We start from the raw sequence: 25,903 nt of genomic DNA, 5'->3' as shown, positions 1-25,903 counted from the left end.
GCCCAATCAGAGAAGAGACTATGCTCGCCTATCTAGTGAAACGCCTCTTTCAGGCTATCGCGGTCATGTTCGCGATTTCGCTTGTAAGTTTTGCCATACAGGACAACCTAGGAGATCCATTACGTGAACTCGTTGGGCAGTCTGTATCAGATGAAGTGCGTCAGCAGCTGCGCGATGAACTGGGGTTGAACGACAGTTTTCTGCAACAATACCTGCGCTTTGTCGGGAATGCGTTACAGGGAGATCTGGGCACATCCTATTTCTTCAAAGAACCTGCGCTCGACGTCATTCTGAAGAAACTCCCAGCGACGCTGGAATTGGTGTTTGGGGCGACAGTGATCATTATTGGCCTGTCAGTTCCTTTGGGGGTCTACACTGCGATCAAACCCAATTCAGTTGCCAGCCGGATTATTATGGGCGCGTCTATCATTGGAATTTCTGTCCCCGTCTTTCTGACGGCTATTTTGATGATTTTTGTATTCTCTGTTGAATTACGTTGGCTGCCCTCCTTTGGGCGGGGCGATATCGTGCCGGTTTGGGGTTATTGGAGCACGAATTTCGCCACCGCAGATGGCTGGACGCATATCATGCTGCCTTCTGTCGCTTTGGCGTCAATCATGTTGCCGCTCTTTGTGCGATTGATCCGGGCGGAAATGATGGAAACTCTGCAAAGCGAATATGTAAAATATGCCAAAGCCAAAGGCATTCACCCCGGTCGTATTTACTTTGTCCATGCGCTGAAAAACACGCTTTTGCCGGTGATCACTGTGGGCGGTGTGCAGATCGGAACCATGGTCGCCTACACGATCCTGACAGAAACCGTATTCCAGTGGCCAGGCATGGGATTCATGTTCCTTGAGGCGGTGAACCGCGTCGATACGCCTTTGATCGTCGCTTATCTGATTGTGGTTGGCTTTATCTTTGTCGTCACGAACACCATTGTTGATTTGATCTATGGTCTTGTGAACCCAACCGTTAATCTTGCGAGGATGGGAGCATGAGCAGCCTGACCACCAATACCAGCCGACCGTCTCGTGTTGCGCGTATTCTGAATTCTAACATCGTCTACAGTTTTCGCCGCAATCCGGTCGCTGTGGTCAGTATGGTGGTGTTTCTCATCATTGCGGTCGCATCGGTACTGGCGCCCTTGATTGCGCCGTTTGATCCCTATGATCCGGCTTCGATTGACATCATGAACTCGGAATACCCTCCTGTTTGGGTTGATGGCGCTGAGGCTGGTTTTGTGCTGGGAACCGATGATCAAGGACGTGATTTATGGTCCACTATTCTTTACGGCACCCGCTTGTCGTTGATCATTGGACTGTGTGCGGTTGCGGTTCAGGCTTTCCTTGGGATCACAATCGGTCTGCTGGCGGGCTATATTGGTGGGCGTTTAGACAGCCTTTTGATGCGATTTGCGGATATCCAATTGTCGTTTTCCACGCTGATGGTTGCCATCATCTTTCTTGCGATCACACAGGCCATGTTTGGCAGCGATACGTTTAATCAATATGCGATTTACTTCCTGATTGCAGTCATCGGGATAGCGGAATGGCCGCAATATGCCCGTACAGTCAGAGCCACAGTACTGGCGGAGAAGAAAAAAGAATACGTCGACAGTGCGCGTGTTTTGGGATTCGGGCCAATACGCATCATGGTGCGGCATATTTTGCCCAATTCGCTTTCGCCGATTTTTGTAATCTCGACCGTGCAGGTGGCAAATGCAATTATTTCTGAGGCGTCGTTGTCTTTTCTTGGCCTTGGTATGCCACCAAGTCAGCCTTCGCTAGGATCGCTGATCTCTTCAGGGTTTGATTATATCTTCTCTGGCAGTTGGTGGATTACGACCATTCCAGGTGTTGTGCTGGTGGTTCTGGTGCTTGTTATCAATCTTTTAGGTGACTGGATGCGCGACGTTCTGAACCCAAAACTCTACAAAGGATAAACCTGATGTCCTTGCTTTCTGTCCGTGACCTTACAGTCAAATTTGCGATGCGGGATGAAACCGTGACAGCACTCAACCAGATCAGCTTTGATCTTGCCAAAGGGGAACGTCTGGGCATTGTCGGGGAATCCGGCGCTGGAAAGTCGATCACCGGGTTTTCCTTGATGAACCTGATCAGCAGGCCTGGATTTATTGATCAGGGGCAGATCTTGTTTGATGGCGATGACGTTGCCCGGATGAGTGACAAAGAGTTGCGCACAATGCGTGGCAATCGCATGGCGATGATCTTTCAAGACCCGATGGTGACGCTCAACCCCGTGCTCACCATCGGTCAGCAAATGGTGGAAACGCTGCGCGCGCATCGCAAGTTGAGCCGGGCTGAAGCAGAGCAGATTGCGATCGTTAAACTGCGTGAAGTGTATATTCCATCACCCGAAGAGCGCATGAACCAATATCCGCATGAATTGTCAGGTGGGATGCGCCAGCGCATTATTATTGCAATGGCGTTGTTGTTGGATCCACAACTGATCATTGCGGATGAACCGACGACCGCACTGGATGTAACGATCCAGGCGGATATCATGGAGCTGCTTCTGGAGCTTTGTCAAAGCAACAAGGTAGGGCTGATTTTGATCACCCATGATCTGGGTGTCGTAAGTCAGATGACTGAGCGCACGCTGGTTATGTACGCAGGTCGTATTATTGAAGCGGGCAAAACACGTGAAATCATCAATGATCCGCAGCACCCTTATACCCAAGGACTGATCAACGCGTTGCCGCAGCAAACCTTGCCGGGCCATAAGCTAAAACAAATTCCGGGCGCAATGCCCTCACTAACAGCAATTCCGGCAGGTTGTCCGTTTAGTCCGCGATGCCAGTATGCGGTTGATCACTGTCGCAGCACATTGCCTGAGGTGGTCCAGTATGCTGGTGTCGAGGTGGCGTGCCATGAGGTGAACCGTCTCCACAACGATCGGCTGGAGCAAAGCGCATGAAAGATATGACACAGACACGACCACTTCTGGAACTCAAAGGATTGGAAAAGCGGTTTGACCTTGATCAGGGGGTCCTTGAAACGGTGAAACTACGTGGTGGCAAGATCGTGCGCGAGCAACGTTCTGTGCACGCGGTCAACAATGTGACGCTAGAGGTCGATCGGGGCGAAGCGCTTTGTGTTGTTGGGGAATCTGGCTGCGGAAAGTCCACTGTGGCGCGTTTGGTCGCAGGGCTTTTGACACCAAGTGCGGGCGAAATCCACTATGATGGGCAGCGCATCGATGACTGTTCGCGCAAAGAGCTTTTGCCTCTGCGCAAGAAAATGCAGATGATTTTTCAAAATCCTTATGCGTCTCTTAATCCGCGGATGACCATTCAGCAGGCTTTGGAGGAACCGGTTCACCACCACAATCCTTCAATGACACGCGCTGAAGTACATGAAAAAGTCATTGAAGTGATGCAGTCGGTTGGGGTTGATCCGCTTTGGGCCAGCCGCTACCCGCATGAGTTTTCGGGGGGGCAGCGACAACGTATTGCAATTGCACGCGCTTTGACTGTCGATCCCGAATTCATTATCGCGGATGAACCGATTTCGGCGTTGGATGTATCGATTCAGGCGCAGGTATTGAACTTGATGCTGGACGCGAAAGAAGACCGCGGCCTTACCTATCTGTTTATTACGCATGATCTCTCGGTTGTGGAGCATTTCGGATCAAAGGTGGTGGTGTTATATCTTGGTGCGATTTGTGAAATGGCAGATACCGCAACATTGTTTGCGTCCCCGAAACATCCATATACAAAAGCACTCCTGTCAGCTGTGCCGCAGCTAAAGGACGATAAACCCAACCATATTCGGTTAAAGGGTGAAATACCGACGCCGATCAACCTGCCGACGGGGTGCCCTTTCCACACGAGATGCCCGGCTGCGAACAATCGATGCCTTGCGGAAAAACCACGCCCCATTCAACAAACAGATGGCAGCACCGTAGCCTGTCATGGCGTTGAAGAAGGGCGTCTGTAAGCCTATCTGACAGGCATATTCATGACTTACTCAGGCAAGCGGACCTAGGCATTTGGATACCATTTGGCTCAAAGATTTTGAGGCTTTGGTGGCGCATAAGAATTTTTCACGCGCTGCCGAAGATCGCAATGTCAGTCAACCCGCGTTTTCGCGGCGCATTCGCGCGCTGGAAGACGAGGTTGGCGTGCGTTTGATCAATCGCCAGACTTTGCCTTTGTCTTTGACACCTGCTGGTGAGGTGTTTTTGACGCAAGCACGTGTTATCCTCAGCACCTATGAGGAAACGATTGAACGCTGCCAGATTGTGGATGCTGCAGGCGAAAACGTCATTCGTTTTGCGACATCGCATTCTCTTTATCTGACACATTACAAAAGCCATATTGCCCCTCTTGTGGATGCAGGCGGTCTTGATATTGACCTGAACTCCACCAGTTGGGGGGCAAGCCAGTTTGTCGCTGCTTTGCAACAGCAATATTGTGATGTCATCTTGACCTACTGGCATCCGGCGATGGATTTTCTGTCTCCTCTGGAGGCTGCGAATTGTGAATATATCACCCTTGCCAGAGACGTGTTTATGCCTGTCGCTAAAACAGGACCAAATGGGCCGCTGCATCATTTGCAGAAAGGGCAGAACAAGCCGGTCTCGCTGTTATCTTATGGCAGTGCTTCTGCGCTGAAGGCTCTTGTGGACGCAACCTTGCGCACCCATTTGGACGGGCCCAAAATCCTTGTTGTGAACCGCAGCGCTTTGGCCAATTCAGTAAAGGCAATGATTTTGGAAGGATTTGGGCTGGGGTGGTTGCCACAAGCCTTATGCCAGCAGGAATTGGATAGTGGTGCGTTGCAGATCGTGGGTGACAAAAGCCATATAAGTCAGCTTGAAATTCGCCTTTATCGAGATCGCGAGAATAAGAAGTCGACGTTAAATAACCTCTGGGAGCGTTTGCGATCTGATATCGAAGAGCAGTGATTAAATATTACGGGTGATGATCTTGGTAAGGCTTGCGTCTCTAAGAGTGTAGCATTGAGATATAGGCGATATCCTCACATCTCTGTGTGAATGATTGCCTATGTGACATAAGGGTCGCTACATACGCGGGACGAGATAGGAGTTCATATGCTCGACGCGACAATGCGAAAAATGATCGACCCACCGCTTAACCAGCTTGGCAGATGGCTTGCCCGATGGGGCATGACAGCAAATGCGATGACAATATTGGGGCTTTTGCTTGGGCTGCTGTCGGCGGTGATGATTGCATGCGGACGAATGGAATTGGCTTTAGTACCGCTTTTGCTGTCACGTCTCGCCGATGGGCTGGATGGTGCGATTGCACGTGCGACACAGAAAACTGATTTCGGCGGCTATCTCGATATTGCGGCAGATTTCTTATTCTATGGTGCTGTTCCATTTGCTTTTGTCTTAGCGGATCCCGCTCACAATGGCATTTCTGGGGCCTTCTTGCTGACATCGTTTTATTTCAATGGCACCAGTTTTCTGGGCTACGCGATTCTGGCTGAAAAGCACGGTCTGGAGACGACGTCCCAAGGTAGTAAATCGCTTTATTATTCCAATGGATTATTGGAAGGGACGGAAACGATCGCCTTCTTCGTTTTGTTGTGTTTATTGCCAGGCTATTTTGCACCACTAGCTTGGAGTTTTGGTGCGTTGTGCTTTGCCACAGCGACCTTGCGTATCATCGGTGCGAGCGCATTGTTCTCGAAAAACCGTTGAAATGGACAGAAGTTTAACACGGCAGGAGAAGCTTTTTCCCCTGCCGACGCTGCTATATCTTCTTATGTGATCACATCTGGGCCATTCCGACCGGTTCGTGCGGTTATACCTGCAAGCTGATCAGCTGCAGCAATGATATCCGCGAGCGCATGTTGTGGTTCGTGGTCTAAGGCGGATGGATCTGTCTCTAGTTGTTCAAGGTAGACGCGCAACGTTGCGCCCTGTGTTCCAGTTCCTGACAGACGAAACACGACACGTGCGCCATTGTCAAAAAAGACCCGCAAGCCCTGACCCGCTGAATGTGAGCCATCAACCGGGTCATCATAAGCAAACTCATCAGCACGCGCGACAGTGAGCGCGCCAATCGTTTGACCGGGCAGGTCGGTGAGGCGCCTACGCAGATCATTCATCAAGCTGTTTGCAGCCTCTGTTTCAACAGCTTCGTAATCGTGGCGTGAGTAATAGTTGCGCCCGTAGCGTTGCCAGTGCTCTTTTAAAAGCTCCGTGACCGAGATCCGTTTTTTCGCTAGGATATTCAACCATAGCAGAACAGCCCAAAGCCCATCTTTTTCGCGCACATGGTTTGATCCTGTGCCGGCACTTTCTTCTCCGCATAGCGTGACTTTTCCTGCATCAAGCAAATTGCCAAAGAATTTCCAGCCCGTGGGTGTTTCAAAGCTGGGGATACCTTTCGCTTCAGCTACTCGGTCTGCGGCACCTGATGTGGGCATAGAACGGGCAACACCAGCGAGGCCAGCACTATAGGCAGGTGCGAGATGTGCGAGGTCTGCAAGGACAGCTAAGCTATCAGAGGGGCTCACGTAACAGGACTTGCCGACGATCATATTGCGATCACCATCTCCGTCAGAGGCTGCTCCAAAATCTGGAGCGGTGTCGCTGTACATGCAATCCATCAGCTCTTTGGCCCAGATCGGGTTTGGATCGGGATGGCCACCGCCAAAGTCGGGCAGCGGGGTCGCGTTGACGACGCTCCCCTGTGGCGCTCCAAGGCGGTTTTGCAATACTTCTGTGGCATAGGGGCCAGTGACAGCATGCATTGCGTCAAAGCGTAGGGAAAAGCCGCTGGCAAAAAGGGAGCGGATGGCGTCGAAGTCAAACAACTCTTCCATGAGATCTGCGTAATCTGTGATTGGGTCAATCACATCAACTTGCATGTTACCAACCTGCGTTGTGCCGATCTGGCTCAGATCTAAATCACCGCTCGCTAATATCTTGTAGCTGGTGATTGATTTGGTGCGTTCAAAGATCTTGTCTGTGGTGCCTTCGTTTGCTGGGCCTCCGTTGGGGCCGTTGTATTTCAGTCCGAAATCTTCATTCTCACCGCCGGGATTGTGGCTGGCGGACAGGATCAACCCACCATCGGTTTTTAATTTGCGGATCAGATGAGAGGCAGCCGGGGTGGACAGGATTCCGTTTTGCCCGACGATACAGGCTTTGGCGCCATTGGCGGCAGCCATGCGCAGGATAATTTTGATGGCTTGATCGTTGAAAAAGCGCCCATCGCCCCCCACAACCAATTGTTTTCCTTCGACCCCATCAATGCCGTCGAAAATGGATTGGACGTAGTTTTCCAGAAAATGCAGCTGCATGAAAATGCGAGTTTTCTTGCGTAAACCGCTGGTGCCGGGTTTTTGGCCCTCGATGGGCTGAGTTTCAATCACTTGGACGGTCATGTTCGACGTCTCCCAATGTCTTGAGCGGATCTAATGAATGGAGTCTGTGAGGGTAAAGGCGACAACGGATGACGCCTGAATGGTGGTTTGATTGGAGTTGGTTTGGGGTGTGTGGATATCTGCGGTGTCAAAGCTGCGATGCCAAAGCTGTCCATCAGGGGTTTCTGGGAGTGTGATTTCAACCTCGTTCCCATTGTTGAACACGATATAGATCGCACCATGGCGCGGCTCGTATGGGGGTGTTCCACGGGCCATGCGCATTTCAGCGCCCAGAAAGCTCTGTTCGGGATGGTTCCAATCGTCATCTGTCATCGGTGCGCCATCTGGACGCCGCCAGAACAGATCTGTTTTTCCATCTACAAAACGTTGTTGCGCGTGTAGAAAGCGTTTTTGCCGCAAGATCGGGTTTCCTGCGCGAAACGCAATGGCTTTCTGGCAAAATTCAAGGAAGTCAGGATCGCCTTGCTTCCAATTCACCCACCCGATTGGATTGTCCTGACAATAGGCGTTGTTGTTGCCGTTTTGTGAATTGCCGAGCTCATCACCAGCAAGGAGCATAGGCGTGCCTTGGCTTAGCAGCAATGTGGCAAGCATGTTGCGGCGGCGCTGGGCACGTTTGGCCTGAATATCTAACGCCTCGGTCGCACCATCATGGCCGAGGTTGTCTGAAAAGTTGTGATCATGACCATCGCGATTGTCTTCCCCGTTGCCGCGATTGTCTTTCTGTTGATAGCTGACAGTGTCCATCAGGGTAAAGCCATCATGCGCTGTCAGAAAATTCACGGATGATGTGGCGCGTCGCCCGTCATGATCAAAACGCAGTGCAGATCCTGCGACGCGGGACGCGAGTTTTGATACCATACCGTGGTCGCCACGCCAGAACCGGCGGACTTGATCCCGGTATTTGTCATTCCATTCCGAAAACGGCGCCGGGAAGGCTCCTAATTGATAGCCATCGGGACCAACGTCCCAGGGTTCGGCAATGAGTTTGACTTTGTTCAGTACAGGATCCTGTCGGATTGCGCGCATGAAAGGGCCATCGCGATTAAAGGCACCATTGGAGCGCGCAAGGGTGGAGGCCAAATCGAAGCGAAAGCCATCGACATGCATCACTTCCACCCAATAGCGTAGACTGTCCATAACCATACGCAGCACAAATGGATGATCCATGTTGAGCGCATTGCCGCAACCTGTGTCATTCACATAGTAGCGCTTGTTATGAGTCAGGCGATAGTAGCTGGCATTGTCAAAGCCTTTGAAGCACAGGGTTGGTCCCATGTGATCACCTTCTGCGGTGTGATTATAAACCACATCCAGAATGACCTCGATACCGGCTGAATGAAACCGCGCTACCATTTGCTGGAACTCAGCGATATCTCCATCAGACATATAACGCGGTTCCGGGGCGAAGAAGCCATAAGTCATATAGCCCCAATAGTTGGTCAGCCCTTTGTCGGTCAGAAACCGATCATCGACGAAGGCCTGCACCGGTAACAGTTCAACCGCTGTGACCCCCAGCTTGGTCAGATGTTCCAAAATTGGATCAGAGGCCATGCCGAGATAGCGTCCGGCATGTGGCACATCGTTGCGTTCGGCTGTCAGGCCTTTCACATGGGCTTCATATAGGATTGTTTCACTCCAGGGGCGGTCTATCCGGCGCAACTCTTGGCGGCCCCAGGTGAACGATGGGTCTACGACAACCGAGCGCGGCATGTAGTGGGCGCTGTCGCGTTTTTCGTAGCTTAGATCTCCGTCTGCATGGCCAATTTTATAGCCATAAAGTGCGTTGTTCCATTTCGGATGGCCCGTTAGCTTTTTCGCATAAGGGTCAATGAGGAACTTATGTGGGTTAAAGCGGTGTCCATTTTCTGGCTCGTAGGGGCCGTGAACGCGATAGCCATATTGCTGACCGGGGCGAAGACCTGAAATATACCCATGCCAGACATGGCCGTCCCTTTCCTTGAGGTCTATCAGCTGTGTTTCATTGCCTTTTGCATCGCAAAGACAAAGTGTGACGCGGGTGGCATGTTGTGAAAAAACTGCGAAATTGACCCCCTCACCATCAAAGGTGGCACCCAAAGGGTAGGGGCGTCCTGCAGTCAGGGGAAGCGTTGTCATTTAAGGTCCGTTGTCAGATCCGTATAAAGCTGTGCATAGCGCTGTGCTGACTGATCCCAACCGACAGGATGCGCCATCGCGTTTCGCTGCAGTTTCGACCACAGTTTCTCTTCTGCGTAAAGGTCGCAAAGCTTGGCCAGCGCGTTTGCCAGCGCATTTGTTGTAACCGGATGAAATTGCACGCCCGTGGCGACCTGTTTTGCCAATGTCGCAGGCGTTGCAGGAATAATTGTATCAGCAAGGCCGCCGGTCAGAGCGACAAGGGGTAAAGTGCCATAGCGCAGGCCATAGAGCTGTGTCAGGCCACAGGGTTCAAAACGGGAGGGGACGATAATTGCATCGCCGCCAGCAATCATGCGATGAGACAACGCCTCATCGTAGCCAATTTTGACGGCCACATTTGGCTGTTCCGCTGCAGCAACAAAGGCATGTTCTAAGGTTTGATCGCCAGAGCCCAACAAAGCCAGTTGTCCGCCGCGTTCCAGCAATGTGGGGAGCGCCTCAAGCAGAAGATCCAGCCCTTTTTGATCTGTTAGCCGTGAAACGACCACGCAAAGCGGCCCGTCACTGGGGAGAAGTCCAAACTCCTCTTGTAGGTGTTTCTTATTTGCAATTTTGCCGCGTGGGGTCTTGTAGGGTTTGATATTTGTGTCATGCTCGGGAGACCAGTTGACCTCATCAATCCCGTTCAAAATGCCACTAAGATCATTGCGGCGTGTCCTTAAAACACCATCCAGCCCCATGCCAAATTCAGGTGTCATGAGCTCTTCAGCATAGGTGGGTGACACCGTGGTGAGACGATCTGCATAAACCAGCCCCGCTTTGAGGGTTGATATCTTCCCAAAATATTCAACACCTTCGCTGGTGAAATCGGCTGGATCAATTTCCAGATCTGTTATCAGTTCAACCGAAGTGAGGCCCTGAAAGGCGACGTTGTGAATGGTGATCACAGATCGCACCTGATCTGCAGCTTCGGATTTGGACAGGTAATACGGCGCAAGACCTGCCTGCCAATCATGGCAATGCAATACATCAGGCCGCCAGTCACTGAGTGCGCCATTGGCGATTTCACTTGCGATCCGGCTGAGCGCGGCAAATCGTTGCGGATTATCCGCCCAGTCCAGTCCATCTTCGTTTAGGTAAATGCCTGCATTGCGATCATAAAGGTGAGGTGCATCCAGAACCAACAGATCTAATCCGGCTACGTTCGCTTCCAAGACCCGGGCACTGCCACCAAACAGATCATGGAATTGGGCGACCAAATGCGCTGCTTCCAGTTGTTTTATGACCTGTGGATAGCCTGGCACTAAGGTGCGCATTTCGATACCGAATGGCGTCAATGCGCTGGGCAGCGCACCCGCTACATCTGCGAGCCCACCAGTTTTCACCAAAGGGACGCATTCCGAAGTGACAGAAAGAACACGGATATGTTGTGCCGTGCTCACTGGGCAGCCTCCCAGGCGTTGACCATTTCTTGTGTGATCAAGGTCGTGCCTTTATCTGTCACGCGGAAATATTTTGCATCTTCAACAGGATCTTCCCCCACAACAAGCCCAGTCGGGATTACAACGGCGCGGTCAATTACACATTTCGTGAGCCGCGCAGAGCGGTTTACCACAACATCTGGCAAAACGACTGAGTGATCCAGAACAGCGTAGGAATTGGTTTTCACCTGCGTGAACAGCAACGAATTGCGCACCTCTGTCCCTGAAATAATACATCCGCCCGAGACCATCGATGATATCGCGATCCCACGACGGTCTTTTTCATCGTGAATGAATTTTGCCGGTGGCACGCTTTCGGAGTAGGTCCAGATGGGCCAATCCTTGTCCCATAGGTCCAGAGTGGGGGTGAAATTGGTGAGGTCAATATTGGCTTCCCAAAATGCATCCAATGTGCCCACATCTCGCCAATAGCTGTCAGCTCCGGGCGCGCGTACACAGCTGTCATCAAAACGGTGTGCAACGGCTTTACCGTTTTTCACGATCTCTGGGATCAGATCGTTGCCAAAATCATGGCTTGAGTTTGGGTTCTCGGCATCGCGCAGCAATAAATCGCGCAGGAATTTCCAATTGAACACATAGATCCCCATGGAAGCGAGCGAGACATTAGGGTCTTCGGGCGTTGCAGGAGGATCTGCAGGTTTTTCCAGAAATGAGGTAATGCGGCTGTTTGCATCCACATCCATTACGCCAAAGGCGCTGGCCTCTGCGCGGGGTACGGTCAAACATCCAACGGTCACATCTGCTGTGGCTTCAACGTGCTGGCGCAACATCAGCTCGTAATCCATTTTGTAGATGTGATCCCCTGCCAGAATGACAATATAGTCCACACCGTAGCTATCAACGATATCAATGTTTTGCGCCACAGCGTCGGCGGTTCCACGATACCACATGCTTTCATCTACACGCTGGGAAGCGGGTAAAATATCCAGAAATTCATTGCGCTCTGCCCGGAAAAAGTTCCAGCCACGTTGGCAATGGCGGATCAAACTGTGGGCTTTGTATTGTGTCGCGACAGAGATACGACGAATGCCGGAGTTCAAAGCGTTAGACAGAGCGAAATCGATAATCCGGGTCTTGCCGCCAAAATAGACTGCAGGTTTGACGCGACGGTCTGTCAGTTCCTTCAAGCGGGATCCGCGGCCGCCGGCCAGTACAAACGCCATGGAGCGCTGTGTCAGTCTTTTGGTTTCTGTCATGATATATCCTCCCAAGAATATCCTGTCAGTCTGTTGTGAGTTGCAACATCACCGTTGCCAAAGGGGGCAATGTGATATCGAGCGCTTGTGGATGGCCGTCCCAAGCAAGATCGATTGTCGAGAGAGCAGGGGCGTTGTGGCGTCCTTCTCCTCCGAATTTAACAGCATCTGTGTTTAGCACTTCGCGCCATGTGCCCGCCTGCGGCACTCCAATACGGAACGAGGTTTGCGCGATCGGTGTAAAGTTACAGGCCACCAGCACGGGTGCTTCGCCTGGGTTCCCCAAGCGGAGAAAGGCGCTTACGGAGTGCTCGGGGTGATTGCACAGCCATTGAAAGCCTGAAGGGTCACAGTCACGCTGATAGAGTGCAGGAGTGGCTTGGTAGAGCTGATTTAAGTTACGGACCAACTCTTGCATGCCTTTGTGGTTTTTGCCCTGCAAGGCGTCCCAGTCCAAGGCTTGATCGTGGTTCCATTCTTCCCACTGCGCGAATTCGCACCCCATAAATAGGAGTTTTTTGCCCGGGTGCCCCCACATGAAGCCATAATAAGCGCGTAGGTTGGCAAAGCGTTCCCACTCATTCCCGGGCATTTTCTGCAGCATGGAGCCTTTGCCATGTACAACTTCGTCATGGCTGATCGGCAGGATAAAGTTCTCGGTGAATGAATAGTCGATTGGGAAGGTCATCAGATGATGATCATAAGACCGGTAAATGGGGTCCTTTTCGATGTAACGTAGCGTGTCGTTCATCCAGCCCATATTCCACTTGAATCCAAACCCCAAGCCGCCTGCATCCACAGGGGTTGAGACACCGGGAAAAGCAGTGCTTTCTTCAGCAATAGTCATGATCCCTGACACTTCGCCGTAAGCGGTTTGGTTCATGTCTTGCAGAAACTCAATGGCTTCATAGTTTTCGCGCCCACCGTTGTGGTTGGGAATCCATTCTCCATCGGCACGGGAATAATCGCGGTAGAGCATTGATGCGACCGCATCCACGCGCAGCCCGTCCACATGGTATTCTTCCAGCCAATAAGTTGCATTGGCGGTTAAGAAATTGCGGACCTCGGTACGGCCATAGTTGTATATGAGCGTATTCCAGTCTTGGTGAAACCCTTCGCGCGGGTCTGCGTGTTCATAAAGGTGACTGCCGTCAAACAACGCAGGGCCATGCGCGTCAGCCGGGAAATGGCCCGGCACCCAGTCCAGAATAACACCTAACCCGGCCTTATGTGCGGCTTCGATCAGATCGCGAAATTCGTGTGGAGGGCCAAATCGAATTGTCGGGGCATAAAGACCAACGGGCTGGTATCCCCAGGACCCATCAAATGGGAATTCACTGACCGGCAGGAATTCAAGGTGTGTAAACCCCATCTCAAGCGCGTAATTGACCAGTTCATCTGCCAGTTCTTTGTAGCTGAGTGGACGATTGCCTTCATCCGTTTTGCGGCGCCAAGACCCCAAATGGACCTCATAGATAGAGATTGGCGCATCTCGATGGTTTTTCTTTCCACGTTGGGCCATCCAGTTGGCATCATCCCAGCCATAACCTCTGATATCCCGTACCACAGAAGAGGTTTCGGGCGGATGCTGGGCGCCAAATCCAAATGGGTCTGCCTTTAGAAAGGCAGGGCCGTTTTGCGGGAGGATTTCGTATTTGTAGAGGGTGCCATCATCAAGCGCGGGGAGGAAAATTTCCCAAACCCCTGTGTGACCCAGCTGGCGCATCGGGCTGCGCCGACCGTCCCAGCTGTTAAAATCGCCCACCACAGAAACGCGCTGGGCATTGGGCGCCCAGACTGCAAAATGTGTTCCATCGATACCCTGATGTGTGAGCACATGGGCCCCCAGTGCGCGCCACAGATGGTGGTGTGTGCCTGCGGAAATCAGGTGTTGATCAAATGCGCCAAGCACAGGGTCAAAGCGATAGGGATCTTCAAAAATCCAAATGTCGCCGCCTTCAAATGTGGCCCGCAGCTGATAAGGCGTATCGATACTGGGAAGCCGGGTGACAAAGACCCCCGCGTCGATCTGTTGTAGCGGCAACTCAGCATTTGGGGTCAGTGCGTCCAGGGCTGTCGCTTGCGGCAGAAAGACGCGCAGCCAAATTAAATCCCCCTCTTGATGGACGCCGAGGATATCAAAGGGGGTTGCGTGGTGGCCGCGCTGCAATGCCTTTATTGTGTCTTCGCACAACTGGCTGGGCAGGTCGCTTGGCATGTTTAGTCCCCTATCGAACGTGGTGCAGAGGTTTTAGGGTCTGCGCGCTGTGTCTGGGAGGCATCCTCACACGTGAATGCCTCCGCTTTGCCATTAAACGCCGGAATGCGTGCCGATGACAAACCCATTGGCCCCTAAAGTGACAGAATTTCCTTTCAATGACAGGCTTTGTTGAAGCACTGGTGCAATGTTTGCAGGAAGTTCACATGTCACGGAAGCTGCAGAGAGATTGAACAGACAAAGCGTGTTGTCTCCGCGCATATAACCAAGCAAAGGTTCCGGGAGGTCCAAAAATACCTGTTTGCCAAGCTTCAGATCTGCGCTGTCTTTACGCAATGCGAGCATTTCGCGATAGAAAGATAAAACGCTGCCCTCCGTTTCCTGTGCCGAAACAGCCCGTATTAATTGTGGGTTTTTGACCGGTAACCAGGTTTTTTCTGCGATGGAAAACCCGCCATGTGGCTGACCTGCATCCCACACCATAGGGGTGCGGCAACCGTCGCGACCAGTCGCCTCTGGCCAGAAGTTTATGCCCTGCGGATCTGTGAGTTCTTCAAACTCCAGAAGAGTGTCAACCTGGCCAAGTTCTTCACCTTGATAAAGGCACACGGAGCCTTCAAAGCTTAAAAGCATTGCGGCCGCTTGACGAGCCAGATCATCTTGGTCTTTGGCATGTGGCATCCAACGGCCCACATGGCGGGGTACATCGTGGTTGGAAAAAGCCCAGCAGGGCCAGCCGTCGGGGGCTTTATCAAAGAAGTTCTTGATACGGCTGCGGAAATGTTCAGCGCTGAAATCGGGGCCAAGCATGTCAAAGGAATAGGCCATATTCAGACGCTTACCCGAGGTATACTCTCCCATCATTTCAATGGCGTGATGCGCGTCGCCGACTTCACCGACAGTGGCGCGTGCATCATATTGATCCAAGAGAGCGCGAATACGTTCCAGGAACGTCAGATTTTCAGGTTGGTTCTTAGAGTAGAGACAATATTGCATGTCATAGGGTTTCACCGCGTCCTGTGACCACTCCAAATAGTTCGCAGGGTTGTCGCGCAGCAAGCGATCGTGGAAGTAGAAGTTCACGGTGTCCAAACGGAACCCATCCACACCGCGATCCAGCCAGAACTTCATAGTGCCAAGCAGGTGATCTTGAACTTCTGGATTGTGGAAATTCCAGTCGGGTTGTTCACGCAGGAAGTTGTGGAAGTAATACTGCCGACGTCCCGCATCCCATTCCCATGCACCGCCGCCAAAGATTGCTTGCCAATTGTTGGGCGGTGTTCCGTCCAGATTTGGATCCGCCCAGACGTACCAATCAGCCTTTGAATTGTCGCGCGATTTGCGGCTTTCCTTAAAATACGGATGTTCATCCGAGGAATGCGAAATCACCTGATCGATGATCACTTTCAGACCTAGGGCATGCGCGCGTGCGACGAAGGCATCAAAATCGCCCAACGTACCAAAAGATGGGTCGATATCGGTGTAGTCCGACACATCATATCCCATGTCTTTCATCGGCGATTTGAAAACAGGTGAGATCCAGATCGCATCGACTCCGAGAGAGGCAATATGAGGAAGGCGTTGGGTGATGCCAGGTAAATCACCGACACCATCCCCATCAGAATCCATGAAAGAGCGAGGGTAGATCTGGTAGGTAACAGAACCACGCCACCATTCATTTTTTGCCATCGTCTCGTGCCTTTCTCTGCGTGTGTTCCAAAACCAGTGTGTGGCTGATTTGAAATATGTTAACCCTAACAGTGGGGACGTTGAATGGTCGGGTACTGGATCGAGGTGTCAAAATATACATAGATTTTGAGTGCTGCAGTACGGTGTCAACGGTGCGCAGGGGGTTTCCGTTTCAAATCAGTATCTTCGTATTGTAGTGTGATTGTTGGGTGTGATGGCATTGCAACATGTGTTGCATATTAGATCTGCATTGGGGCAGAAAGGCCACTGGATTCGATATCCCAAGAGGCTGTCCATGCCTCATTCTGACGTTCAAGGATAAGATAGTTGCGCTCTGCGACATAGCGGAAACGTTGCCCGGGAATGCGTCGAATACGAATAGGATGTTGTGCAAGCGGAGCTTCTCCAAACCACGCCAGATTGCCTAGAATGCGTGCCCAGACTTTTGGTGGTGCGCGATGCGCGATACCTGAGGCCACAAGCTGATGCATCTCATCTCCAGCTTTCAGTCGCATCGTTGCCCGTGTCGCCAGATGGATTTCTCCTGAAAGGGCGGTGACATTATGATTGGGCTGTTGGCACATATCTATCATCAGTCGCAACATACGCCGCCAGCTGTCGCGATGGGCGCGGCTTTGCCATTGGTCGCGCAAATCATCCTCATATTTTTGCATCTGCGGGATTAAGACCATGATGGCCTCAATCAAAGACAGGCGCGGTCCAAGCAGAGGTACGCTCGACATGAGGAATGTCCGTCCTTCAAAGGTCTGATCACGCGTTGCCTCAATCTGATTCCATCCGCCGGGCCCCATGATGTCGCGCCGGGTTCGTTCTGATCTCAAATCGGGCGCAACAATACGAAGATTTGGGAGCGCTATATCCCACCCTAAATGGTGCCCTTGGGAGTCCTTGAAACGCCCAGGAAGGCTGTCTGCAGTGCTGGCATGTTGGAAAACTAAAAAAGCCTCACGCGCCACGGTGAAAAGGGTCTGTCCGACTGGTGAATAGGTGCGGGATCGTCGAAGAGAACCCCACCCGTCGCAAATATCGTGATCATCCCATTGCATAAGGGATGGCACACGCGCAGCGATCCAAGCAAATTCTGGTGAACGATACAGAGAAGCGTAACGTTCAAAGAATTTTTCTCGCAAGTGTGTGTGCAGATCTTGTAATTCCGCACGAGATGGATCCCGTGGCAGCTTTTCTGGCCAATCCTCGCTTAGCGAGTGATCATGCGTGGCTTCATCCGCGTAGACTTGATCGCCGCCGTGCAATAATAACCCAAAGGGTTGGGTTTTGTGCTGCTCCTTCAGGCGCGCCCACATCGCATTGCGTTCGGACCCTTCACGTTCCAGATCGCCATGTTCTTCGCCATTGCAAGAAACATAAGCGATGCGGAGATCATTTGCGTAGTCTGTTGCAACAGAAAAGGTCTCTCCGTTCCATGTGTACCAGCTGTTTTGATCCGTCGGCAGTGTAAAACGAGCGGCCCATATCTCTGCTTTTGAATAGCTGGCAAGTCGCGTTGATTGTGCTTGTCCGCTTGCCGTGGTGACATCAGGAAGGGGCACGCCATGGGGCACAATGAACAGAGCTGCAAGATGCAGCTGCCGTTCCTCAGTATGATCTAAGATAAGAACGGGGCCAATGATGTCTGCGGTCGATGATATATGCTGCATGTCCAGCAGTAGCTAAGTAGATGGAGAAAAACTACAAGCGGCCTTGCAAGAAAATTCCGCCATCGTGGTGGTTAGGTGTCATGTCGTTACTTTAATTTAGCATGGTAGTTTCTGTTTCGACCGTGCGTGAAAAATTGCTGATAAAAGCGCGAAAAGGGGCGTTTTCGCTCTTCACATCGTGAAACAGCTGGTCTATACGCGCCCCACCAAGCCTAAGACAGTGCGGTCGTGGCGGAATTGGTAGACGCGCAGCGTTGAGGTCGCTGTTCCTTAACCGGAGTGGAAGTTCGAGTCTTCTCGACCGCACCATTATTGAGATTGAGATTTAGCTTTCTAAGTGCACCTAAGGCTTTGAATGGAAAGGCTCTTTCTGGAGTTCTAGCCCCCTCATTTCGGCAGTATTGCACGTGGTCTGTGAAGGCAAGTTTGAGGACGAGACGCCGTAGGGTGATGTCACCGCTTTCCCAGAGTTTCCAAGGGCTTGATAGGAATTTCAGCGAGAGTTCTAGTTTTTCGTCGAACGCTCTTTTGGGTTCCACCTGTTTTGCCAGCTGTTCAGTCAGAATTGCCTTTTGTTTCTGCAGTTCCGTCAGCTTTGCCTCGCACATGCTGATCATGGCCGCGTTGTCTGTTTCCAGACTGCGGGTCAGCAGTGTTTCCATTTTCTTATCGATGTCACGCAGTTGGGCTTGCCCCTCTTTGCGGATTGCGCTGGCCTGAGCGCGACGAGCGTCCCAAGCGCTGCGGAACATGGCGCGCACCAAAGCCACCAGACCTTTACTGGGCTGGAGTGACTTGATGATTGCGCCAACCTCACCCTCTGCCTTTTCACGCGGGATCGATTTGCCGTATGATGCGCAATCTTTGGTTTGGCATAGGTAATAGGCGTAGTGTTTATACTTGCCTTTCGACCAGCTTGAGCGCAGCGGCGTATTGCAGTCGGCGCAGCAAGCAATGCCGCGCAGGGCAAAGTCATTGCCGATGTTTTTGCGTTGAGGCGCATAGCGCGATCCTTGCTTGCGCTCCTGCACCTTTTCATAGGTTTCTAAGGAAATGAGCGGCGAATGCTGCGCTTTGAGCCAGTGGATGCCATAGGTGTCAGAGCAGATGTATCCCGCATAGATCGGTTGCGCGAGGATATCACTGACACGTTGCTGCTTGATTTCACCGTGCTTGTTGCGCGGGAAGTTTGGAAAGCTCTCAAAAAAGCGTTTCACCTCAGCTTGGGTGGCAAACCGCCCCGAGGCATAGCCCTCAAATGCTTCGCGAATGATGCAGTCAAACGGCGGGTTTGCGACGAGCATTTTCCCGCGCCCTCTGATGGTTTCATATCGATACCCGATGGGCGGGTTGTGAATCCAATAGCCCGACTGCATCCGCGCTTTCATTTTCTGAGCAACCTGGCGACCGTTCTGTTTGCGCTCCAGCGCACCTTGCGCGGCCATGATTGTTTCGATGAATTCGCCTTCGGGACTGTCATCGAATTTGAAGTTCAAGCATTCGATTGTGGCGTCCCGTCTGCGGAACGCGTCACGTAGGTCCAGATGGAAGCGGGTGTCGCGCGCAAAGCGTTTGAGATCATCAAAGATCACCACAAAACGCTCGTTTGGTTGGGCGTCTAAGAACGACAGTAATGCTAGCATCCCCGGGCGTTGCATAAAGTCGCCGCCGCCAGAAATCGTGTCGGGGAATACGGCAGCGACTTCATACCCCTTGGCTTCGGCGTGCTGGCGGCAACGGGTTTCCTGGCTTTCTAGGCCATGCCCCTCAGTCTCTTGGGATCGACTGCTAACTCTACAGTATATAACGGCTTTTTGTGTCATATCTCCTCCTTGTCAGTGTCTTCTGATTGTACCACAGCGGCGCGCAGGGCGGCGGTGAGATCTAAACTTTGTCCACGGGTTTCTGGATCGGTGTTGAGATCCCAGCCGAGGTCGACAAAGGCGAGGACGATGGACCAGAGGGTTTCGATGAGCTGCTGTTTTTCCGCTTCAGTGGCGGTGCTGTCCTCAAAATAGGGCAACCAATACTGCCAGTTCAGATGAATGCTGGGACGGGTTTTGGGTGGGGCTTGTGGTATATCTTTCATTTTATTCCTTTCGTCATATGCTCCTCTATTTTGAGATCAAAGGAGAGCATGAAATCACGTAAGTTGTTTTTTGAACAGGATTATTTTCCTAAGCCCATACTATCGTGTGCGCTGGCGCTCTGGTGGGCGGGTTTGGAGCTGTTCGGCTTTGCGGGCGGCGATTTCCGCTTCTTTGGCCGGGCGGTGGTAGGCATCTTCATAGTCTTTGCCGACTTCATACAGCGTGCGCCCCTGGCTTTCCGGGCTTTGCTCAAAAGCCTCTTTCATCAGTGTCTTTGCTCCGGCTTGGGTGATCGAGAGCTCTTTTGAAAGCGCCACGGCTGCAGTGTCATAGGCTTGATAGAAGGGCTGGGTCGCGCCGTCTTGAATGCGCGCACTGATGGATTGGGCCTGTGCCAAAGCGCGGGCCTGTGCGGTCTCTGGCAAGGCCTTCTCACGCTCCAAGAGGCTTTCTCGGGTTTGGTTGAGGCTTTGCTCATAGCGAGCGGTGTAGACATCGCGCAAAATGGCTTCCGCGCGCAGCGCATCAAAGCGTTCACCGCGTGCAAAGGCGTGGGCGTAATCTGTGAGCGGTTCACGGAACGAGCCCGTCTTTTGAATCTGACTGTGCAAAATGCTGGAGATCGCCCAGGCGGACTGCAACTGGCTGTTGGTCAGGCTCTTGCCCGAATAGCTGTCGCGGGCTGCTTGAATGCGATCACGTTGATCTGATTGAGTGCTCATGTGGTTGGTCTCCTGTTATGAACGGGTTGGGCCGGATCGGCTGGGTGTGTGCTGCGGGTCTTTGGTCTTCACTTGGGCGAAGGCCTCTTTGGCCTGGTCCTTGCGCTGATCGCGCGCCTGGCTGCGGATCTTTGCGCGGGCCGCGAGGTCTTTGGACAGGCCTTGATATTGATCCATCTCATCGGTGCGGATCATCAACAGACGCGCGTCGTGATCGGCCTGCACGCGGTTGCGCGCCATGAGATTGAGACGCTCATTGCTGAGTGTGGTGTCCTCGAGTGGGGTGTTCACGGCCCAGCTGGGCTTGGGGTGGTTCAACTTGCGCGCATTTTGCTCGCGCAAGATGACGTCATAGGCCTCTATCAGGCGGTGTTTGTAGTCTTGCTGGAACGAGGTGTTTTCCTGATCGGTGCGCGTGGCTGCCTCATGTGCGATCCCTAAATATTGCTCCCAATCTTTCTGGGTCACCAAGTCTCGTTGTAGGGATTGCTGGAACGCCAGCCGATAGGTCTCTCGTACCGCGTCATAGGGGGATAAACTCATGATAATACACTCCAAATTTGCAAGGCATGTGCAGGGCGTGGTATGATCAGAGCATGTTTGAAGATATCCAAGCCGTTGAAGACTGGTTGCAGCCCCTGAGCTACGCGCAGTTCTGGCAAGCGGTTGAGCCCTGGATGCTTTTTGACTCTGAGGATCGCGCCCATTGTGATGAGACCATTGCCCGAGGCATCGCCACATCTGCGACGGTGCTGGCTGGGTTGAAGATCTCGGCCCGGGTGGCGTTGCAATTGCGCTTTGGGCTCAAAGATCGGATCTACATGCCGCGTGACGCTGAATGTCTTGCCTCGATACATTAGCCTGGGCATTCGCTCGCGCGCTGTAGGCTCTCCACACCTGAAGGCGCGTGGAACCTGGCAGGCACCCCTGCCGCGCCCAATCATGCTACACCTCCAATAAAGCCAGCGGGCGCGACAAAGGTCACTTTGGGATCTGAGGGCAGGCGCGCGCCTTCCAGGGCGTTGTCGGCGTAGTGATCGCAGTAGGGCCAGATATTGGCCTGGGTCAGACGTTCGGTAAAGAAAAACCCCAACCCCTTAACGTGGTTCAGGATCCAGTTGCGCGGCAGTGCCATCAGTTCAGCCGGTGTCATATGGGGCTGTTTTGCAAGGCTGAGGTTGGTTTGGGTTTTGAGATCAGCGGCGCTGCCACTGATGCCGCGCATCACCGTATGACCTTCCCCCATCGCTTTTGAGACGCGGCTCGCCTCATCAAAGGAGAAGGACAGCCACTGCATGGTGATGCTGTTGTCCTCGATGGTCTGGGTCTCTTTTGCGCCAAATTTACGGACCACCTCTGAGCGGGACTGGCTGATCATATGGATCTCGCCCCCATAGGCTCTGAGCGTTGTTAGCGCTGCCACAAGTGATTTTAGAGGGGTATTGGTGAACTCATCGGCAATGACCCGCAAAGCGCCCGCCTGATCATAAAGCGCATCGCAAAAGGCCTGGATGTGGAGAGCGTAATAGGAGGCGCAGAGATTTAAGAACCGCTGCGGGCCAACAATGAAGATGACATAACCTTGATTGATCAGCTCAAAATGGGATTTTGGTTTGTGCGTTCCGACATCATGCAGGCGTGTGCCCGGTGCAAACAGCTGCAAGGCCCGGCGCGCCTCACTGATATGTTGCCCCCAATTGTCTATCGACGAGGCTTCAATCAGGGTCCGGGCTTCGGATTGCAGCAGCGGACTGCCTTCCGCAACTTCCACCTCGGTGATGTATTTGAGCATGTCCGGATCGCTCAACAGCCCGGCCACCGCCCCGGGTGTGGCCTGCTCAGGGTTGCGCGACAACGATGCATGGAGGGCAAAGCCGATGATATCGCGCGGCACATCGCGGAAGTATTTGTTCTTGGCATCGCCTTCTGCAGGCTCGGGCAACAGAGTTTCGGCGATGGCTTGCGTGGAAAAGCGCACATCGCGCGCATCGCGCTGATAGGTTGCGCAGGCCGCGCCAAAGGGGTTGAGATGCACCCTGAGATGCGCAAGCTCGGGGCGCGTGTTCATATCGTCAATAACAGCCACTTTACGGCCCATGCGTTCAAGCATCGGGGCCAGTTGGCTGGCGAGCTCACCGTCTTTGCTGTCCAGGACTGCAATCGCTTTATGCGGTTCGCTACAGGCAAAGCTCATCACGGCGGGGACCGCAACGGAGGTGGTCTTGCCGCTGCCATTGGCGGCATAGGTGGAACTGTGGCCTTTGGGTGCAAAGACGGGCTGTTTGGTCTCGATATCCAGACCAAGCAAGCGCTGGCCCTCGGGGTCAATTGCAGCGCGGACCGTGCCAGGTTTGCTCCGTTTGAAAGGCAGGCTCATTTGAACATGCCCCGGGCAGAGAGATCTTCGCTGCTTGCCAGCTTATCTGCTTTTGGGGCGGCCCCTTGGCGCTGGAACCGGGCCCAGCTGCGTTGGCGCAGGATAAGGCGCAGAAGGCCATAGAGGCCTTTGGCCAGCGGCTGGAGCGCGCCTACGGCAAAGATGGCGGCAAAGAGCCTGAGCAGTGCCCAGTCCCCCACGCCTGCGGTCCAAAAGAGCCAGGCCATACCGGTACAAAGACCCGCGCTCAGAAGATCGCCAATGATGTGTAGAACAGGTTTTAAAGCAGGTCGGTTACTCATGGGGAATACCTCATATGCAAGATCAAAATGGATGGGGGGAGAGGATGCTGCGCTGCCCGCGCAGCATGGATGATCAGCGCGTGGGGCCGATGCCAGGTGTCCAGCCATGTTTGCGCATCGCGCGGGAGAGCCACATGGGACCTGTGCCGCCGCCCGAATGCCAGCTTGCAGCTTTGGGGCGCATATCAGCGTGCAACATGTGTGGGATGTGTCGATATGTGCCAAAGCTCGTGAAGCCATGAGCCATCAAGAGCGAGGCCAAACGGGTGCACTCTGCCACGCTGTAGCTCTGCAGCGAGATATCAACCGCATCCGAGATCAGGTGGCGGCTGTGTGTTGCACCGCCAACTGCTTTGTTCCACGCCGGGTCGCGGTAGCCGGAGGTGATGACAATTGGTTGCCCCAGCTCGGCGCGAACCTGATCCAATTCTGCGACGAGCCTTGCGGAGATCTTCACGAGGCCATTGCCATTGGATGCAAATTCTTCTGGCTTGAAGTGGCGCGCGGTCCAGCCGGTGATCTGGTCTGGATAGCCAGTGTAAAACCCGATTGAAGCTCCGTTTGAAGCGTGGGCGCTTGTTGCTGCAAAGCTGGCAGCTCCGGCCAGAAGATGTCGTCGTGTGATCAGCGTCATATCGCGTCCTCCAGATGAACGAGGCGCAGCGCGCCTCAACTGAAGGAACCGTCGGATTTTTTGCGATATCACATGGGCTTGTGAAAGGCGCTGGGTGGGCGGATTATGCGGTGACGCCCCAAACGAAAGACGGGGCGCATAGCGCGCCCCGTGTTGAGCCAGCCTGTGTGTGAGCGATGGAAGCGTTTACGACGCTGGCCATTGGCAGACCGTTTTGCCCGCCTCAAAGGCCGCACTTGAGATGCCACTGGCCCGCAACGCAGATGTGGTGGCATTTCCATGCTCAACTGGCTTGCCATAGGCTTTGGTGCCAAGATCAAAACGCTGGGTGATCCCGGATTTGGTCACGTTGAAATAGCACCAGGCGCTTTCAAACCGGTCCGGGTAGTTGTCTTGCACATAGAGCGTGCCGGTGGTCACCTCGACCCCTTTAAGGCTGGGATGCGGCTTGGAGGCAAAGAGATTAAAACGCGCAACAGACGCGCCTGAGCCACAATGGTGAGGTCACCGTGTTCAAAGGGCAATTGTCGCGCAAAGACATCCGCAAGGCGGAGGCAAAGAGCAAAACGGAGAATGCCAAACCGGAACTGACCAAACCTGCGCAGACCTACATCGATCTGCACCGCCATGCGGCTGTGCGTGCTGATCTCTTGGGGCACCACAGTTTGGCCTTGCGCCTGATCGCAGCCCATATGTTGGCCTCGTCCGGTCATTGGACGGTCTATGCCGATCCCCAGAAAGCCGCGCGGGAGGACATCACAGACAGCCTGTCACAGAACACTGGCCAACAGGCTTTTGAAGCCGAACGCAGCGCCTTGGCCGACCTGCTTGGTTTTGGTGCTGGAACCTTGCTTGAAAACAAGGACTATCAGGCAGGGTTCACGCCACGTCCCACACTGTGTGAGGTCTTTGAACATCTGCAAACGCTCTCTGACAGCGACATCCTGCGGCTGCTCACCTTCCTCATGGCGGAAAGCCTCAGCGCCACCAGCCCAATCATCGACAGCCTTGGCGCAACGCTTGGCACAGAAATGGCCAAACACTGGTCACCAGACAGCACCCTCTTCGAGCTGATCCGCGACAAAACCACCTTAAACGCCATGGTGCGGGACTATGCCGGAACCCAAGCCGCAGAAGAACATCTGACCGCCACTGCTAAAACCCATCGGACCATCCTGTCCGCCTGTCTGGACGGCACACGTACCCCCGCCGACCCCAACTGGATGCCGCGCTACATGGCGTTTCCGCAGGGCAGTTATCGGGAAGATAAAACCACGGTTGAAACAGACGAAAGCGTGCGGGACGCGCCAGAAAATCAAGCAAAGGCCGCTTGAGCGTAAAGAAAAATCGCCGCCGGGATAAACCCGGCGGCGTTCTCTCGAATCTACAAAACTAGATGACCGTCAATTCGTCAATGATATTGATAATGAATATACTCCCCCTGCAGTGCAGGAAATATTCCATTTTCACGGCAATACGATAGCTCATCAAGCGAAGATAAAGTTACTCTCATCTAGATTGATAATATCATTTGCCGTTAGATTACTTAAGCGGATGCGTTCTTCATTGAAGCTCACGATAATTCCATGTGATATGCCCTGATCGTCAATCGCTTCAGAAATACTAAACCCAACTGCTTCAGGCGATGATACTCCCCATGCAGATAAGTCTATAGTATCGCTAGCAATTTCGAAATCTTCAATCACATCTTCCGCATTATCTGCTGAGACAAACCGGAAAGTATCACTTCCCGCGCCGCCATATAGATGTTGAACACCAGCACCATCCTGAATGACATCGTTTCCAGAGTTCCCATAAACTCGCAGCAGATCAGAATATATCATATCAGCTTCATCTGAGCCAATCACCTGCCAAGTTGCATCCTCTTGTGTGACCACCAATTCGAAACTGATCTGGCTTACCTCCGCACCAGAGGCATCTTGGCCAACAACGGTGACTTCGTAGATGTGATCACGGTCCATGTC

The 25,903-nt window shown here is 53.0% G+C and carries 23 protein-coding genes, 1 tRNA gene and 1 pseudogene; 9 read left to right on the top strand and 16 right to left on the bottom strand.

Annotated features, from left to right (window positions below):
- The first annotated feature begins 20 nt into the window (after positions 1 to 20).
- The 6 genes from BLP79_RS17375 (at position 21) to BLP79_RS17350 (ending at position 5,694) form a co-directional block, all read left to right on the top strand.
- Entirely contained in the window at positions 21 to 1,001 is a 981-nt protein-coding gene (locus BLP79_RS17375; RefSeq protein ID WP_090220970.1) for an ABC transporter permease, read from the top strand.
- A complete protein-coding gene (locus BLP79_RS17370) occupies positions 998 to 1,945 on the top strand; it encodes an ABC transporter permease (protein ID WP_090220969.1) in 948 nt (315 codons plus the stop codon). Before BLP79_RS17375 ends, BLP79_RS17370 begins: the two co-directional genes overlap by 4 nt.
- Before the next feature lie 5 nt (positions 1,946 to 1,950).
- Entirely contained in the window at positions 1,951 to 2,940 is a 990-nt protein-coding gene (locus tag BLP79_RS17365; RefSeq protein WP_090220968.1) for an ABC transporter ATP-binding protein, read from the top strand.
- Positions 2,937 to 3,962, top strand: a complete 1,026-nt coding sequence (locus tag BLP79_RS17360; RefSeq protein WP_090220967.1) for an ABC transporter ATP-binding protein — start codon at positions 2,937 to 2,939, stop codon at positions 3,960 to 3,962. Before BLP79_RS17365 ends, BLP79_RS17360 begins: the two co-directional genes overlap by 4 nt.
- A gap of 52 nt (positions 3,963 to 4,014) precedes the next feature.
- Positions 4,015 to 4,932 (top strand): LysR family transcriptional regulator, encoded by a 918-nt coding sequence (locus BLP79_RS17355; RefSeq protein ID WP_090220966.1) that lies wholly within the window; start codon positions 4,015 to 4,017, stop codon positions 4,930 to 4,932.
- A gap of 147 nt (positions 4,933 to 5,079) precedes the next feature.
- Positions 5,080 to 5,694, top strand: coding sequence for a CDP-alcohol phosphatidyltransferase family protein (locus BLP79_RS17350; RefSeq protein WP_090220965.1), 615 nt, complete (start codon positions 5,080 to 5,082; stop codon positions 5,692 to 5,694).
- Positions 5,695 to 5,756: 62 nt separating this feature from the next.
- Here the strand turns inward: BLP79_RS17350 and BLP79_RS17345 are convergent, their stop codons facing one another.
- From BLP79_RS17345 to BLP79_RS17315, 7 genes are all read right to left on the bottom strand, one after another.
- On the bottom strand, positions 5,757 to 7,388 hold the full coding sequence (locus BLP79_RS17345) for an alpha-D-glucose phosphate-specific phosphoglucomutase (RefSeq protein ID WP_090220964.1): 1,632 nt from the start codon (positions 7,386 to 7,388) through the stop codon (positions 5,757 to 5,759).
- 30 nt (positions 7,389 to 7,418) lie between these two features.
- Positions 7,419 to 9,506: a glycogen debranching protein GlgX gene (gene glgX / locus BLP79_RS17340; RefSeq protein ID WP_090220963.1), complete on the bottom strand. Its 2,088-nt coding sequence runs from the start codon at positions 9,504 to 9,506 to the stop codon at positions 7,419 to 7,421.
- Positions 9,503 to 10,951, bottom strand: a complete 1,449-nt coding sequence (glgA, locus tag BLP79_RS17335; RefSeq protein WP_232716526.1) for a glycogen synthase GlgA — start codon at positions 10,949 to 10,951, stop codon at positions 9,503 to 9,505. Before glgA ends, glgX begins: the two co-directional genes overlap by 4 nt.
- Entirely contained in the window at positions 10,948 to 12,207 is a 1,260-nt protein-coding gene (gene glgC / locus BLP79_RS17330; protein WP_090220962.1) for a glucose-1-phosphate adenylyltransferase, read from the bottom strand. The genes glgA and glgC overlap by 4 nt, the downstream gene beginning before the upstream one ends.
- Before the next feature lie 25 nt (positions 12,208 to 12,232).
- Positions 12,233 to 14,425 (bottom strand): 1,4-alpha-glucan branching protein GlgB, encoded by a 2,193-nt coding sequence (glgB, locus tag BLP79_RS17325; RefSeq protein WP_090220961.1) that lies wholly within the window; start codon positions 14,423 to 14,425, stop codon positions 12,233 to 12,235.
- 93 nt (positions 14,426 to 14,518) lie between these two features.
- Positions 14,519 to 16,114 (bottom strand): alpha-amylase family glycosyl hydrolase, encoded by a 1,596-nt coding sequence (locus BLP79_RS17320; protein WP_090220960.1) that lies wholly within the window; start codon positions 16,112 to 16,114, stop codon positions 14,519 to 14,521.
- Positions 16,115 to 16,353: 239 nt separating this feature from the next.
- The gene (locus BLP79_RS17315; RefSeq protein WP_090220959.1) at positions 16,354 to 17,793 is read right to left on the bottom strand and encodes an alkaline phosphatase D family protein; all 1,440 of its coding nucleotides are present in this window, start codon (positions 17,791 to 17,793) and stop codon (positions 16,354 to 16,356) included.
- A gap of 222 nt (positions 17,794 to 18,015) precedes the next feature.
- On the opposite strand from BLP79_RS17315, the gene BLP79_RS17310 reads away from it, so the two are divergent.
- A tRNA-Leu gene (locus BLP79_RS17310) sits at positions 18,016 to 18,102 on the top strand.
- Positions 18,103 to 18,614: 512 nt separating this feature from the next.
- On the opposite strand, the pseudogene BLP79_RS20055 reads toward BLP79_RS17310, so the two are convergent.
- The 4 genes and pseudogenes from BLP79_RS20055 to BLP79_RS17290 all read right to left on the bottom strand — a co-directional run.
- Positions 18,615 to 19,616 (bottom strand): annotated as a pseudogene (locus BLP79_RS20055) (recombinase family protein); the annotation flags it as partial.
- Positions 19,613 to 19,882 carry a hypothetical protein gene (locus BLP79_RS17300; RefSeq protein WP_090220958.1) on the bottom strand — a complete coding sequence of 90 codons (270 nt, stop codon included), beginning with the start codon at positions 19,880 to 19,882 and terminating at the stop codon, positions 19,613 to 19,615. The gene BLP79_RS17300 and the pseudogene BLP79_RS20055, both read right to left, overlap by 4 nt.
- A gap of 99 nt (positions 19,883 to 19,981) precedes the next feature.
- Entirely contained in the window at positions 19,982 to 20,605 is a 624-nt protein-coding gene (locus BLP79_RS17295; protein WP_090220957.1) for a hypothetical protein, read from the bottom strand.
- A gap of 15 nt (positions 20,606 to 20,620) precedes the next feature.
- A complete protein-coding gene (locus BLP79_RS17290) occupies positions 20,621 to 21,148 on the bottom strand; it encodes a hypothetical protein (protein WP_139163232.1) in 528 nt (175 codons plus the stop codon).
- 53 nt (positions 21,149 to 21,201) lie between these two features.
- On the opposite strand from BLP79_RS17290, the gene BLP79_RS17285 reads away from it, so the two are divergent.
- Positions 21,202 to 21,465, top strand: coding sequence for a hypothetical protein (locus BLP79_RS17285; RefSeq protein WP_090220955.1), 264 nt, complete (start codon positions 21,202 to 21,204; stop codon positions 21,463 to 21,465).
- An 80-nt stretch (positions 21,466 to 21,545) separates the two neighbouring features.
- Here BLP79_RS17285 and BLP79_RS17280 read toward each other — a convergent pair whose 3' ends face one another.
- From BLP79_RS17280 to BLP79_RS17265, 4 genes are all read right to left on the bottom strand, one after another.
- Positions 21,546 to 22,982, bottom strand: coding sequence for a type IV secretory system conjugative DNA transfer family protein (locus BLP79_RS17280; protein WP_090220954.1), 1,437 nt, complete (start codon positions 22,980 to 22,982; stop codon positions 21,546 to 21,548).
- Positions 22,979 to 23,284, bottom strand: a complete 306-nt coding sequence (locus tag BLP79_RS17275) for a hypothetical protein (protein WP_090220953.1) — start codon at positions 23,282 to 23,284, stop codon at positions 22,979 to 22,981. Before BLP79_RS17275 ends, BLP79_RS17280 begins: the two co-directional genes overlap by 4 nt.
- Before the next feature lie 73 nt (positions 23,285 to 23,357).
- Complete coding sequence (locus BLP79_RS17270; RefSeq protein WP_090220952.1) at positions 23,358 to 23,918, bottom strand: D-Ala-D-Ala carboxypeptidase family metallohydrolase; 561 nt, start codon at positions 23,916 to 23,918, stop codon at positions 23,358 to 23,360.
- Between the two features lie 186 nt (positions 23,919 to 24,104).
- A complete protein-coding gene (locus BLP79_RS17265; RefSeq protein ID WP_090220951.1) occupies positions 24,105 to 24,338 on the bottom strand; it encodes a hypothetical protein in 234 nt (77 codons plus the stop codon).
- Positions 24,339 to 24,427: 89 nt separating this feature from the next.
- On the opposite strand from BLP79_RS17265, the gene BLP79_RS17260 reads away from it, so the two are divergent.
- A complete protein-coding gene (locus BLP79_RS17260) occupies positions 24,428 to 25,252 on the top strand; it encodes a hypothetical protein (RefSeq protein WP_090220950.1) in 825 nt (274 codons plus the stop codon).
- A 153-nt stretch (positions 25,253 to 25,405) separates the two neighbouring features.
- Here BLP79_RS17260 and BLP79_RS19750 read toward each other — a convergent pair.
- On the bottom strand, positions 25,406 to 25,903 hold a 498-nt coding region (locus BLP79_RS19750; RefSeq protein ID WP_170830515.1), incomplete at its 5' end, for a M10 family metallopeptidase C-terminal domain-containing protein.

It is taken from the genome of Epibacterium ulvae, assembly GCF_900102795.1.
GTDB classification, from domain to species: Bacteria; Pseudomonadota; Alphaproteobacteria; order Rhodobacterales; family Rhodobacteraceae; genus Epibacterium; species Epibacterium ulvae.
This window is presented reverse-complemented; position numbering and strand designations above follow the sequence as displayed.

Coding starts and splice junctions, on each gene's coding strand:
- glgX (WP_090220963.1), bottom strand. CDS start 9,506: ATGACAACGCTTCCCCTGACTGCAGGACGCCCCTACCCTTTGGGTGCC.
- BLP79_RS17320 (WP_090220960.1), bottom strand. CDS start 16,114: ATGGCAAAAAATGAATGGTGGCGTGGTTCTGTTACCTACCAGATCTAC.
- BLP79_RS17280 (WP_090220954.1), bottom strand. CDS start 22,982: ATGAGCCTGCCTTTCAAACGGAGCAAACCTGGCACGGTCCGCGCTGCA.
- BLP79_RS17275 (WP_090220953.1), bottom strand. CDS start 23,284: ATGAGTAACCGACCTGCTTTAAAACCTGTTCTACACATCATTGGCGAT.
- BLP79_RS17360 (WP_090220967.1), top strand. CDS start 2,937: ATGAAAGATATGACACAGACACGACCACTTCTGGAACTCAAAGGATTG.
- glgB (WP_090220961.1), bottom strand. CDS start 14,425: ATGCCAAGCGACCTGCCCAGCCAGTTGTGCGAAGACACAATAAAGGCA.
- BLP79_RS17270 (WP_090220952.1), bottom strand. CDS start 23,918: ATGACGCTGATCACACGACGACATCTTCTGGCCGGAGCTGCCAGCTTT.
- BLP79_RS17375 (WP_090220970.1), top strand. CDS start 21: ATGCTCGCCTATCTAGTGAAACGCCTCTTTCAGGCTATCGCGGTCATG.
- BLP79_RS17315 (WP_090220959.1), bottom strand. CDS start 17,793: ATGCAGCATATATCATCGACCGCAGACATCATTGGCCCCGTTCTTATC.
- BLP79_RS17300 (WP_090220958.1), bottom strand. CDS start 19,882: ATGAAAGATATACCACAAGCCCCACCCAAAACCCGTCCCAGCATTCAT.
- BLP79_RS17365 (WP_090220968.1), top strand. CDS start 1,951: ATGTCCTTGCTTTCTGTCCGTGACCTTACAGTCAAATTTGCGATGCGG.
- BLP79_RS17285 (WP_090220955.1), top strand. CDS start 21,202: ATGTTTGAAGATATCCAAGCCGTTGAAGACTGGTTGCAGCCCCTGAGC.
- BLP79_RS17295 (WP_090220957.1), bottom strand. CDS start 20,605: ATGAGCACTCAATCAGATCAACGTGATCGCATTCAAGCAGCCCGCGAC.
- BLP79_RS17350 (WP_090220965.1), top strand. CDS start 5,080: ATGCTCGACGCGACAATGCGAAAAATGATCGACCCACCGCTTAACCAG.
- BLP79_RS17345 (WP_090220964.1), bottom strand. CDS start 7,388: ATGACCGTCCAAGTGATTGAAACTCAGCCCATCGAGGGCCAAAAACCC.
- BLP79_RS17290 (WP_139163232.1), bottom strand. CDS start 21,148: ATGAGTTTATCCCCCTATGACGCGGTACGAGAGACCTATCGGCTGGCG.
- glgC (WP_090220962.1), bottom strand. CDS start 12,207: ATGACAGAAACCAAAAGACTGACACAGCGCTCCATGGCGTTTGTACTG.
- BLP79_RS17370 (WP_090220969.1), top strand. CDS start 998: ATGAGCAGCCTGACCACCAATACCAGCCGACCGTCTCGTGTTGCGCGT.